The following is a 12520-nucleotide window of genomic DNA, read 5'->3' as shown; positions in this document are numbered from 1 at the left end:
ACTCTTACAAGTATAGCCTATTTTTTTTAGTTTGGCAAGAGGTAATTAGATTTAATTTAGAAATTTTTTGGTAATTGGTTCACCAAACTAGAATCAATATCTCCCAAACTGGCACAACCACTCAGAGCCATTGCCAAATTTAACTCATCTTGTAATAGGGAAATGATGTGAGATACGCCAATTTTTCCAGCTACCGCTAATCCCCATAATACAGGTCGGCCAATGAGTACGGCTTTAGCACCGTAAGCTAAGGCTTTGAGGATATCTGTACCCCGACGGATACCACCATCCAATAGGACTTCGGCTTTACCGTCTACTGCGGCGATAATATCAGGTAAAGCATCCAAAGAAGCGATCGCTCCATCTAATTGTCTACCACCGTGATTAGAAACTACAATTGCTTGCGCTCCATATTCTACAGCCCGCACAGCATCATCAGCCCGTAAAATTCCTTTCACTACCAAAGGTAGGGGACTCAGAGATTGTAACCATTCCAAATCCTTCCAAGTGACTGCGGGGTTAATTTGTTGAGCAAAATAAGTCAATAAACCAGATTCTCCTGGTGCTTGGGGAATGTCCAAACCAGAGATATTAGTTAAATTAGCGGGATGTAAGCCAGGAGGTAAAGTGAACTCATTGCGCTGATCTCGTTCTCTTTTTCCCAATATAGGCGCATCTACCGTCAGACAAATTGCTTTGTATCCTGCGGTGTATGCTCGTTGCACCAAAGCCTGAGTTAAACCCTGATCTTTATGGATGTAAAGCTGAAACCATTGCAAACCTTTGGCAACTGTGGCAACTTCTTCTAAACTCTTGGTAGCAAGGGTACTCAACACCATGCCCACACCTGCGATTTCTGCTGCTAAAGCTGTAGCAATTTCTCCTTCTGGATCAGCCAGACATTGAAAAGCCATGGGTGCGATTAATAGGGGTAATTGCAAAGATTCCCCTAAAACCTGGGTAGTGAGGTTAATTTTACTAACATCAACTAACATTTTCGGACGAAGTTTCACTCTTGTAAAAGCAGCGAGATTATCCCGCAATGTCACTTCATCCCATGCACCACTGCTGTAATAATCAAAAGCCATCTGGGAAAGATGCTCTTTTGCTAGTTGTTCGTATCCAAATAAATTAATCGCTGATAAAGAATTCATATCTTGATTGACTCTAGCAAAATCTACCAATTCCTCCATCCACCTTGAGATATAGTTTCACTTTTGTGATTAATGCCGTGATTTTGCACTAATTTTTGGTACTCTTGACTACCTGCCCAACGGTCAATTTCCCTAGCTCGTAATACGGGGACAGGATGGCTTAATTGGGCTGTACGGGCGGATTTGACCATTTCTCCCAATTCCGTTTTACTAATGTCATCATAGGCACGAGCTTGATCTATAAAGGCCTCTAAATTGAGTTGGGGGGCTAAACTGGGAGAACCGCCGGCTAACTTCATTAATACTGACATGACAACTTTCGGATTTTGGGTAGCTAACAAAGCGGCGCGATCGCAGGTAAACTCAGCACAGCGGACCCATTCTAATAATTGTGACTGAATAGCTTGAGCCAAAACAGCACCGACATTTGGGACAATGGCAGCAGCTAAAATCAATAAATTCACAGGTGTTAAATACACGCTATGATCACATTTAAGATGACCTAATTCATGGGCAATTACAGCCTGTATCTCTTCAGGGGTGAGGATTTCAATCAAGGATGTATGAATAACCACAAAAGGCTGTTTACCTCGCATGGCAAAGGTGTAAGCGTTAGGGGCTGGATGTTGACGCACATATAACTGAGGTGGATCAATATCCAGAATTTGACAAGCTTCTAATAATAATTTGTGTAAATCAGGAAGTTGTTTTTCTCCTACTAAAATACTAGAAGCGATATTTTCCACATAGAAAACCTGTTCGGCCATGGGACCGAGCAAATTTCTCACCATCATATCTAAACCGGGAATTTGTTTGAGAGTTTTAGTAGCTTCCAAGTCCAGAGGATGACGGAATGAGTCTGCTTTTAAGCCTGTAAGCGAGGTTTTGAGTAAGGACATAGTATTTAAAGTAAGAGAAAATGTGAATTCTAGTGTTTTTGACATAACAAAATCCAAGATGATCGAGGATTTTGTTGGGTTTCCTTGCGTCAACCCAACCTACGATACGATGTTGATTTCTATGGTTCTAACTAACTTGTGCTTCAGGAATACCTACGGGACAAGCTACGTTAGTACCACCTAAACCACAATAACCACCGGGGTTTTTGGCTAAATATTGCTGATGGTATTCTTCAGCATAGTAAAATTCTGGTGCATCTAAAATTTCTGTGGTAATTTTGCCATAATCGGCGCTGGTAAGGGCTGATTGATAAGCGTTCTGTGATGTTACGGCTAATTCTTTTTGCTCTTGTGAATAAACGTAAATTCCTGAACGGTATTGAGTACCAGCATCATTACCTTGACGCATTCCTTGGGTGGGGTTGTGGCTTTCCCAGAACACTTTCAATAGTTGGGAATAAGTAATGATTTTGGGGTCAAACACTACTAATACTACTTCATTATGACCTGTCATGCCACTACATACTTCTTGATAGGTGGGGTTGGGTGTGTAACCAGCCGCATAACCTACCGCAGTGGTGTAAACTCCTTCTTGTTGCCAGAATTTGCGTTCTGCTCCCCAAAAACAGCCTAAACCAAACATGGCGGTTTCTAAACCTGCGGGAAAAGGTGCTTTGAGGGGATTTTTATTAACATAATGTTGTGCGGGTACTCGCATCACTTCTGCACGTCCTGATAGGGCTTGCTCAGGTGTAGGTATGGCTGACTTTTTGCCAAATCCGAATATTCCCATGATTTTTAATTTGTATTATGTATGATTGCTATTCTTCTTTATTGTAAAGATTTTTGTAGCTAGTACACAACGGCGTAAGTCAATCAACCATTAAAAATTTGACAAAAGCTTGTGTAATCTGCTTTTTTAATTTTTAATTTTTAATTTTTAATTCCGCACTGCGGTGCTAGTCGGAGATTTATCAACCTCAAATTCCACACCAAATACTTCTGCAAAACATTGATTGACAAAAGGACGGACTTGGTTACAGGTAATGTCAGGAATCCATTTGGCTAAACTGCTGACTGGTTTATCAATAATGCCACAGGGGATAATTTGTTTAAATCCTGTCATGTCTGGACAAACATTTAAGGAGAAACCGTGCATAGTAATCCATTTACTCACTTTTATGCCGATGGCAGCAATTTTGTATCCTTCTAGCCAAACTCCGGTAAAACCAGGAATCCGTTCTCCTTTCAAGTCGTAATTTGCTAAAACGCGAATTAATACTTCCTCAAGTTGACGCAAGTACCAATGCAAGTCTTGACGGTAATGACGTAAGTTTAAAATGGGATAACCTACCAATTGTCCAGGACAATGATAGGTAACTTCGCCGCCTCTTTCAATGCGATGCACATCATAATCACTTTTGTCAAGATTAAATTTAATAAATTCTGGATTTGCTGCTGTCCCCAAGGTGTAGACCGGGGGATGTTCTAGTAGAATTAAGACATCATCTAGTTCTGGATTGTGAATGCGTTCTGCAACGAGCGATCGCTGCCACTGATGAGCGGTTTCATAAGGCATTACGCCAACATTATATAGTAAACAACGGTACGGGTTCAATTGAGTGCTAGGAATCATCAGTGAATAGGTGATAAGCAAGAAAGAGGCAAGAGGTAAGACACCCGATAAGTAAGTGGGTGTTAAAAAATGTAAAAATATAATATAAACCTAACCCCCCAACCCCCTTCCCTACCAGGGAAGGGGGAGTCAAAGCCTCTCCCCTGGTAGGGGACAGGTTTGGAGAGAGGTTTTATATTTAATTGTGTCAAGCTACTTACCTCTTATTTCCCAAAAATATAAGGAACAAATGTCAAGCTATGCAAAGGATCTTAAAGGAACGTCAAGGAAATATATTTTATAAACCACAAGGTGCTAGTTTGAATATATAACCTGAATGGGCGTTGGGAGAAGAGCATTAAGCTAAGACAATACCAGCTAATTTACTGACTGATGGCAACTTAAAAATTTATTTGTATCAATCAGGATCAAATTTCCCAAAATGGTTGTATTCTCTATACAATAGTGAACAAGACTGGGGGACAAAAAAAGGGTTCCTTTTAGGAACTACGGTCAGAAACGGTAAGTTCTACCGAGATTGCCTGTGGAGCGGAAAAACCTCTTAGAAGCCATTCTAAGACCGTGATGAAGCAGGAAGTAAACACTAAGGTTATCGCTGTCCAGATGTGTCTAGACTTTGGTAATTTTGGGTAAGTTTTATAGAACGGCAAGCACTCCTATTTTGGTAAAGTTCCATAGAACTAGGCGTTTAAAAGAAATATATCTCAAAAGGCCTAATTCAATAGTTTTGCTTCAAACAGCCAATTCCTTGGTAAACAGTTGGAAACAAGACGATAAATAGCGCAAACATGACGATGTAAGAAGTGTTAAAAATGCTAAAAGGCAATGTCTTAGGGATAGGTGGCGATTTATGCTGGTGGCAGTGATAGGCCTTACCGCAATTTCTATTCCTAACTGAAAACATCACATATAATATTGAGCGGGAGAGTTTACATGAAGCTTGTCATCCACGGTAAAAATATTGAAATCACTGATGCAATTCGTGAATATGTGCATCAAAAGATTGAAAAGGCAGTTAGTCACTTCCAGAACATCACCAATCAAGTGGATGTCCATTTAAGCGTAGCTCGCAATCCCCGAATAAGTACGAAGCAAGCGGCAGAAGTAACTATTTATGCTAATGGTAGTGTTATCCGTGCGGAGGAAAGCAGCGAAAGCTTATATGCAAGTATTGACCTAGTTGCCGACAAAATTGCTCGGCAATTACGGAAATATAAGGAAAAAAGGCAGGATCATAAAACTCAACCTATATCAACTAACGAAGTAGTAGCGCCCGAAACAGTTGCAGCGGATTTAATAGGCGATCGCACCGCTGAATTACCCCAAGAGGTTGTTCGCACCAAATACTTCTCCATGCCACCAATGACATTGGCAGAAGCGCAAGAACAACTGCAACTGGTGGGACATGACTTTTATATGTTTCATAATGCAGAAAGTGGAGAGATTAACGTCATTTATGAACGTAATCACGGCGGTTATGGAGTAATTCAACCTCGTAATAACGGTAACGGCAACGGTAAAAATGGCAAATCTGCTAATGTTGGTGTAGCAGAAAAATCTAGAGTTTAATTATCGAGAGTCAGATCCCCGACTTCTCAGAGAAGTCGGGGATCTTAATTTATGGTGCTAGTTGTTGCAGGGTTTTCAATGCTTCTTCAACGTGGCCTTTAAAGTTCAACATGGAATCAAGTACATACTGAACCACACCATTTTGGTCAATCACATAGGTAACTCGGCCGGGAATAAAACCAAAAGCAGTAGTTGCACCATATTGTTTTCGGACTTTATCACCTTGATCACTTAAAAGTGTAAAAGGCAAATTGTATTTATTTGCAAACTTTTGATGAGAGTCGCTAGAGTCACCACTCACACCAATAACTTCAGCACCAGCGGCTTGAAATACTGCATATTGATCTCGAAAAGCGCAAGATTCTATAGTACATCCTGGTGTATCATCCTTGGGATAAAAATAGAGAACAACGGATTTTTTACCCCGAAAGTCTGCCAAGCTAACATTTTCGCCGTTTTGGGTAGGTAGACTAAAATTAGGCGCGGTATCTCCAACTTTGATAGCCATATTAAAAAATTTAAACTTCAAACATTACTTAATAAAAGTTTACCCTGTAACCTAGCTTCTAGAATTTTCCTTGATAAAGTGCATCAGGAGGAGTAAGGTGAGATCCTTAAATAAGATATTCCGTCTATGCGTCTGAGTTCCCTTGATGTGTTTCGTGGTATTACCATCGCTGCGATGATTCTTGCTAATATGGCAGGAGTTGCAGATGATGTTTATCGTCCCCTTAGCCATTCTGAATGGCACGGTTGTACACCCACTGACTTAATATTTCCCTGCTTTTTATTCATTGTTGGTGTGGCTATGACGTTTTCTTTAGCAAAATATACCGCAGAGAATAAACCCACCAAAGCAGTTTATTTACGCATCCTGCGCCGCACTGCGATTCTGTTTATATTGGGTTTAGTATTAAATGGTTTTTGGAATCAAGGTGTTTGGACTTTTGATTTAAGTAGTATCCGCTTAATGGGGGTATTGCAACGAATTGCTTTAACTTATCTTTTTGCATCTTTAATAGTTTTAAAATTACCTCGCAAAAGTCAATGGTTAGTAGCAGGAGGATTACTAATTGCTTATTGGTTGACAATGATGTATATTCCTGTTCCTGATTATGGTGCAGGAGTGCTAACGAGAGAAGGTAATTTTGGCGCATTTATTGACAGATTAATTATTCCCAAGGCACATTTATATAAAGGTGATGGGTTTAATTTCCTGGGAGATCCAGAAGGACTTTTCAGCACTATTCCGGCAATAGTTAGCGTTTTAGCCGGTTATTTTACTGGGGAATGGATTAAAGATAAAAAACAGGCTACTTCACAAACTAGCATGGATTTAGTGTTATTTGGTTTGTGTTGTTTGGTAATTGCAATTATTTGGGATGTGGCATTTCCCATTAATAAGAAAATTTGGACGAGTTCCTATGTTTTATTTACCACTGGTTGGGCGTTAATGTTATTAGCAGCTTGTTATGAATTGATAGAAGTGAGGTTAATTAAACGCTGGAGTAAGCCTTTTGAGATCATGGGATTAAATGCGATCGCTCTTTTTGTGGCTTCTGTATTCCTGATTAAAATCACAGCCAAAACCCAAATCGGTACAGGTGAAACTGCCGTTAGTATCTATAATTGGATTTACCAAAATATCTTTGCATCTTGGGCAGGAAATTTCAACGGCTCATTTTTGTTTGCACTTGTTACCTTGTTATTTTGGTATGGTGTTGCTGTTTTGATGTATCAGAAACGCTGGTTTATTAAAGTGTAAATAAAACTCTTGTGGGACGGGCATCTTGCCTGTCCAATATTTTGTTATAAGTTGAAAAAATCTACCGTTTTGGGCGTTGTACACCACCAGGACGTTTTACACCAAAACCATACATATAAATTTCAGGCATATTAACACGTTTATCAGAACGCCTGTCAATAATTCCCAGTTGTAGCAAATATCGCATAATTTCCTCCGGGTTTAAAGTGGGTGGTTGTTTTCCAGATTCTCCACTCCATGTTGTATTTTTAAGTTTATCTAGGAAAATTTCTTCTGCAACAGGAACTTTCAGACCATTCAAGCTATTTTTCAGAGGTTCTAACCAAGGATATTCATCTACTAATTCTCCAATTCTATGTTCAGAAGCTTCAACAATTGCACCTTGCAAATCAGAGGGATTTAGTAGGGTATCTCCAGATAAATTTTGCGGGTTAAAGTCTCCGAGTCTGCGGTTTGCTGCGAATGAAAACAGATTTAACAATGATCTTGGATTAATTCTCCCTCCAGCATCTTTAAGATGATTAGGAATCCAGCTATATGTATAACCCTTTCTAGGATTTTCACCCATGAATCTACCAATTATTTTCTCAATCATAAATTGGTGAGAATATTCTGAGCTAGTTATAGTTATTCCCAAGGGTGTGTTAGTTTCTTTGAGGAAATTGGGTAATGTTCCCAAATAATCAGCCATTTCTTGACCAGAATTTGCTAATCTTTTGAATAGTAGTTGATATAACCAAGCATCTTTCCATTCTAAATTAGTCTGATAAGCTCTTAGCTTAGAAGCATCAGGAAAACTTAAAAAATCTTCTCGAAAAAGGTCAGTACGTAAAAAAATCTTTGGTCTAATTCTTTCCCAACGCCGCCACCTATCTAACCAAAAAGCTAAAAGTTCACGAATAGGAACAGCTAATTGATTATATGAGGATACTAATTTATCTAATTCATCATAGGTAATAAATAGCCATTGATCAGATTCGATTAATTTTTCATCTAACAAATCTAGAGCAGAATTGATTTTTTCTATATCTTGGCGCACAAGAGGAAACCAAGCTGATAATCGAGGCAGATTATTGATTAATAATTCACGAATTTCTAAAGGTATTTCATCAGCCCAAGAGCTTGTTAAGATTCCTTGATTTTGGCGCAGCATTACTCCTAACATTAAACCAATCCAAAATGCACGCCAATCAAGATTACTAGCATTTTGCATCTGTGCTTCTATAGTTTCCAGTGCAGGAAATGTTTTTCCCTGTTGTCTAGTCCGTCCAAAACCTGCAATCCATGTTGTTTTCTCTAAATCATCTAAAGCTCTGATTTTTAAATTTTCTACGAGTATGCGTCGTCCTGAAGGAATGGCTAATAACCGAAATAATTGAGTTTTACCTGCACCCTTTCCTCCTAATATTAAAAGCGTGTCTCTTTCTAAAACTTGACGGTAGTTGGGAATTGGCAGAAAGTTTTTGAGAAAAACAGCATCATCATTACTTTCATTTTCTGCTATGGCGTTTCGTGGTGCTATACCAGCCATTAATTCTAACAATTTTTGTTTATCAAAATTACTCATATTACTTCCTCTTCTGTCTGGTTAAATCTCTTATTAAATCTTATACAAAGCCTTTCAGCAATTTTTTGATAATCTTCATTAGTCATCAAAGCTACAAGTTGTCGCAACCGATCAGATTCTTCTTGACTTTCATCACGAATAAATAAACTAATATCTCCTTGTAATTCATCTTTCAAAGGCAGTATTATAGGTGAAAAAGGTTCATTAATATCATCAGGGTTGGGTACAACTTCACCTTCATAATAGTAGTTTTCTTGAAATGCTATATATGCCTGTTCTTTAAATGCTCTTAATTCTTCATTTCTTCGTCTTTCTAAACTAGCCAGAGCCATAGCATGAACTAATACTACAGGTAGTTGTTCTCTCTCTTCTGATAATGGTCGAGATAAACGACGAATAACATGAGTTAAACCAGCCCAACTTTGCCGAGATTGTCTACCAAATATAACTGCGGCATGAGATAAATCAGTTAATGCTAATCCTCCAATATCATGAAATCCTGCTCTGGAATCTAAGAGAATGAAATCAAGAGGTTTAACAGCACTTTCTAGTTCTTTCAGCATTCCCTTAAAAGTGTCAGGAAGTTGATGATCTACTAAATTTTGAAAATCTAGCCTTGCTAATTTTTCTAAGTAATTATCATCTACATTTCCCGCAGTAAATAAATGTATTTGTCCTCCTGAATTTCCAACTAACAGTTGATCATTAATTGGTAAAATATGATCTCTTAAAGACCAACTACTACTTTGAATTTTTTTCTCTAACAAATAATCAATAACCCCAAAAGGCTTTGGATTATTTGGAGAAAATATCGAAGATAAACCAGGAGCTTCTAAATCCAAATCTACTATAGCTACTCTGTGTCCATTACGAGCTAAAGTGAGTGCAGTGGCGACTAATGCTGTAGTTCTACCCACACCTCCTTTAAACGAAAAAAATGTGATGATTGCTGGTTTATGACCATCATCAACAAGTTGTATTTTCCAGGGTGGATTCCCCGAATTTTTGTTAGTCCATGTATGTTTAGCAATATGACGCTCTATTACATACAAACGAGGAGATATAGCCTCATCATTCCATTCAGCTTCAACTCTATTATTTGGATTTGTAATTTCGGAAATTAAAGCTCTATAACCATCCTTATCACCTTGTGGCAACCAAATATCTTTACCATAGTAAGAACCAAGTTTTTGCTCTAGATATTGATCTAACTTATCTATGTCTATTTGTTTAGGTGTAAAATTTGTTTTTGGTTCAAGGAAAAGCCGAATCTTACCATAAACATCACGAATGATAGTTACAGATTCAAGATTGGGTGTTAATTGTGATTCTTTAAAGCATTCTTCTACTTTTGCAAAAGTATCACCGAAACTAATCGCCATTATCTAAAGTTCCTCACTGCTAAGTATGCCATCTAGAATAAATTTAGGTATAGTCTCCTGATAAATTTCCTCTGCTCGGTTAACTGCTTCCTCTGCTTGAGTTTGATTCCAAAGTCCCGATTTAGCATAGCGTCGCTCTGGATGATCTTTGTCTAGCACAGTTCCCGTTGTTCGAGAAGCTGGAAGTTGCATATCAAGCACCGGATACATTAAGCGTAGCCTATCCATCGCTTTACCTTGAAGTTCTGTTAAATCATGTCCATATTTTTTAACTGCTGTTTGATCTTCAGGAATATATACTTTTACTAATACCTTAAACGAGCATTCTACGACATAACCCGCAAGATATACTGCATTATCCCATCGTTCCTTATCCAACAATATTTTTGCATCATGTAAATGTCTTGCTGCTGCTTGTGGAAAAGAATCTTCTGACAAAATTACTCCTTAATAATTGGTTTCAAAAAAATATAAAAATGCTAAAAATGAGTCCGCAAACGCGGACTTTTACTCAACCAAATCAACCCATCAATTAAACCACAACCTCTTCCGCTTCCAACACATTAATCTCATCTAAAATCCGCCAAATTTCCTGCATCATTGCATCTAAACCAGTGCGAGTTACCGCAGAAATTATAAAAACTGGTGCTAAAGCCAGATGATTTAATTGCATAGCTAAAGCTTCCAAATCAACAGTTTCCCTATCAACAGCATCAATTTTATTTAAAGCTAAAATCTGCGGACGTTTAGCTAAACCTCGTCCATAAGCTTTCAGTTCTTCTTGAATAGTATGAAAATCAGCGATGATATCTTCACTTGTCGCATCAATTAAATGTAATAAAACCCTTGTCCGTTCAATGTGACGCAAGAAATCATGACCTAAACCCGCACCATGAGAAGCACCTGCAATTAGACCGGGAATATCAGCAAAAACAGTACCATCACCCGTGGGTTTTTTTACCACACCTAAATTAGGAATTAAGGTAGTAAAAGGATAATCAGCGATTTTCGGACGTGCGGCTGATAAAGAAGAAATTAAAGTAGATTTACCCGCATTTGGTAAACCAATAATTCCTACTTCTGCTAACAATTTCAACTCTAAACGTAATACCTTCTTTTCCCCTTCCAATCCGGGAAGGGCATATTCGGGGACGCGGTTGCTATTACTTAAAAAATGTTGGTTTCCTAGCCCACCTTTACCACCTTTAGCAACCTGAAAACTTTGACCAGGTTCAACTATATCGCATAGTAAAGCACTCGTTGCCGCATCATAAACAGAAGTACCACAGGGAACTTCAACAATTAAATCTTTTCCACCTGCACCGGTACAATTATTCGGTCCACCACGTTCTCCATTTTGCGCCTTAAACAAATGCTTATATCGAAAATCTAACAAGGTTTGGAGGTTGTTATCAGCCACAAAAATGATTGAACCGCCTCTTCCGCCATTACCACCGGAAGGACCACCTGCTGGTACATATTTCTCTCTGCGGAAAGCAACAATACCATCGCCTCCGTCACCTGCTTCTACTTCAATTACTGATTGGTCTATAAATTGCATAATTTAGTCAGTTGTCAGTTGTTAGTTGTTAGTTGTCAGTTGTCAATTACGCTAACAATTGACTACTAACAACTAATTTAAATATAAGGTGTAACATCCTCGCCACAGTCGTCTGCTAGGTAGGAAAGGGCGCGAAAGCGTAAACCTACCATTTGTTCATAAAGGGGGTTAATTTTACACAATGGCGGAATATGAACTATTTTCCGCCCGAATAGAGTTACATCTCTTTCAAAGGGACACTGGGAAGGAATCATCTTACACAAAAATTTCGCCACCCTGGGGTCTTGAATATCTAAACCGTCTAACCACTGACGCAAGGGACGTAAAGCGTCTGAGTGTGGGGCTTCAAGTCCAGCCGCAGGGAAATCGTTTATTTGTGCGGTATCTTCTAGGGTATGACGTAAAGCTGTGAGTAAACTTTCTTGCAGTTCTAATTTTTGACACAATTGCTGAAGTAGGTCATCTTCACTAGGTGAGTATATACCATCAGCGATCGCTACCATTACCGCTGTCCGCAAGAAATTTTCCGCTACAGGCGTACCTTTACCCAATATAGCCGCTAATTCATCTGGTTCAATTATCTCTAGAGTATTCCAATCAACAGAAGGGGCTAATTCATCTTTGGTCAGATTAGTAATTAATTCCTGTTCTTGAGTATCAAAGTTACCATCAGCCCAAGCAATAGTCAGTAATCCACGTAACCAAGCAATAATTTGTTCGCTACTGTAAGGAGTTTGAGCAGTAGTTGTCATAAAAACTCAGCCCTTGTAATTTTTATTAGTCAATATTAAGTTACCTTGAAGATAACTAAATTTCTGTACATTTAATTGGTGAAAATAAAGTAAATGTAGTCCAACATGATCAGGAATTTTGTTGGGTTTCCTTGCTTCAACTCAACCTCCGAGATCAGGACTTTTTAGCCTGAACTAAGCAGTATTGATTCACAACGGCATAAAATATGGATATAATTGATTATATTTATCATTA

The 12520-nt window shown here is 38.6% G+C and carries 12 protein-coding genes; 2 read left to right on the top strand and 10 right to left on the bottom strand.

Going from position 1 to position 12520, the window contains the following annotated elements:
* Nucleotides 1-56: 56 nt before the first annotated feature.
* The 4 genes from BMF77_RS15875 to lipB all read right to left on the bottom strand — a co-directional run bounded on the left by BMF77_RS15875 (nt 57) and on the right by lipB (nt 3689).
* Nucleotides 57-1154: an alpha-hydroxy acid oxidase gene (locus BMF77_RS15875; protein WP_148764097.1), complete on the bottom strand. Its 1098-nt coding sequence runs from the start codon at nt 1152-1154 to the stop codon at nt 57-59.
* A 23-nt stretch (nt 1155-1177) separates the two neighbouring features.
* Nucleotides 1178-2053 carry a M48 family metallopeptidase gene (locus BMF77_RS15870; protein WP_148767025.1) on the bottom strand — a complete coding sequence of 292 codons (876 nt, stop codon included), beginning with the start codon at nt 2051-2053 and terminating at the stop codon, nt 1178-1180.
* Between the two features lie 127 nt (nt 2054-2180).
* A complete protein-coding gene (gene msrA, locus BMF77_RS15865; RefSeq protein ID WP_148764095.1) occupies nt 2181-2846 on the bottom strand; it encodes a peptide-methionine (S)-S-oxide reductase MsrA in 666 nt (221 codons plus the stop codon).
* Between the two features lie 147 nt (nt 2847-2993).
* Complete coding sequence (lipB, locus tag BMF77_RS15860; protein WP_148764093.1) at nt 2994-3689, bottom strand: lipoyl(octanoyl) transferase LipB; 696 nt, start codon at nt 3687-3689, stop codon at nt 2994-2996.
* Between the two features lie 933 nt (nt 3690-4622).
* Between lipB and hpf the strand changes: the two genes are divergently transcribed.
* Nucleotides 4623-5258 (top strand): ribosome hibernation-promoting factor, HPF/YfiA family, encoded by a 636-nt coding sequence (hpf, locus tag BMF77_RS15850; RefSeq protein ID WP_148764091.1) that lies wholly within the window; start codon nt 4623-4625, stop codon nt 5256-5258.
* Between the two features lie 49 nt (nt 5259-5307).
* On the opposite strand, the gene BMF77_RS15845 is transcribed toward hpf, so the two are convergent.
* Nucleotides 5308-5766, bottom strand: a complete 459-nt coding sequence (locus BMF77_RS15845) for a peroxiredoxin (protein WP_148764089.1) — start codon at nt 5764-5766, stop codon at nt 5308-5310.
* Between the two features lie 126 nt (nt 5767-5892).
* Here BMF77_RS15845 and BMF77_RS15840 point away from each other — a divergent pair, with 126 nt between their 5' ends.
* Nucleotides 5893-7023 (top strand): acyltransferase family protein, encoded by a 1131-nt coding sequence (locus BMF77_RS15840; RefSeq protein WP_148764087.1) that lies wholly within the window; start codon nt 5893-5895, stop codon nt 7021-7023.
* A 61-nt stretch (nt 7024-7084) separates the two neighbouring features.
* Here BMF77_RS15840 and BMF77_RS15835 read toward each other — a convergent pair whose 3' ends face one another.
* The 5 genes from BMF77_RS15835 to BMF77_RS15815 all read right to left on the bottom strand — a co-directional run bounded on the left by BMF77_RS15835 (nt 7085) and on the right by BMF77_RS15815 (nt 12285).
* Entirely contained in the window at nt 7085-8590 is a 1506-nt protein-coding gene (locus tag BMF77_RS15835) for a P-loop ATPase, Sll1717 family (protein WP_148764084.1), read from the bottom strand.
* Nucleotides 8587-9972: a KGGVGR-motif variant AAA ATPase gene (locus tag BMF77_RS15830; RefSeq protein ID WP_148764082.1), complete on the bottom strand. Its 1386-nt coding sequence runs from the start codon at nt 9970-9972 to the stop codon at nt 8587-8589. The genes BMF77_RS15835 and BMF77_RS15830 overlap by 4 nt, the downstream gene beginning before the upstream one ends.
* 3 nt (nt 9973-9975) lie before the next feature.
* Entirely contained in the window at nt 9976-10410 is a 435-nt protein-coding gene (locus tag BMF77_RS15825) for a HEPN domain-containing protein (protein WP_148764080.1), read from the bottom strand.
* 94 nt (nt 10411-10504) lie between these two features.
* Complete coding sequence (gene obgE / locus BMF77_RS15820) at nt 10505-11533, bottom strand: GTPase ObgE (RefSeq protein WP_148764078.1); 1029 nt, start codon at nt 11531-11533, stop codon at nt 10505-10507.
* Between the two features lie 77 nt (nt 11534-11610).
* Nucleotides 11611-12285: a Mo-dependent nitrogenase C-terminal domain-containing protein gene (locus BMF77_RS15815; protein WP_148764076.1), complete on the bottom strand. Its 675-nt coding sequence runs from the start codon at nt 12283-12285 to the stop codon at nt 11611-11613.
* Nucleotides 12286-12520 lie beyond the last annotated feature (235 nt).

Origin of the sequence: Dolichospermum sp. UHCC 0315A, from assembly GCF_008121535.1 — a bacterium.
Classification (GTDB): domain Bacteria; phylum Cyanobacteriota; class Cyanobacteriia; order Cyanobacteriales; family Nostocaceae; genus Dolichospermum; species Dolichospermum lemmermannii.
The sequence above is the reverse complement of the archived record's forward strand: the minus strand, read 5'-3'. Positions and strand labels throughout refer to the sequence as shown.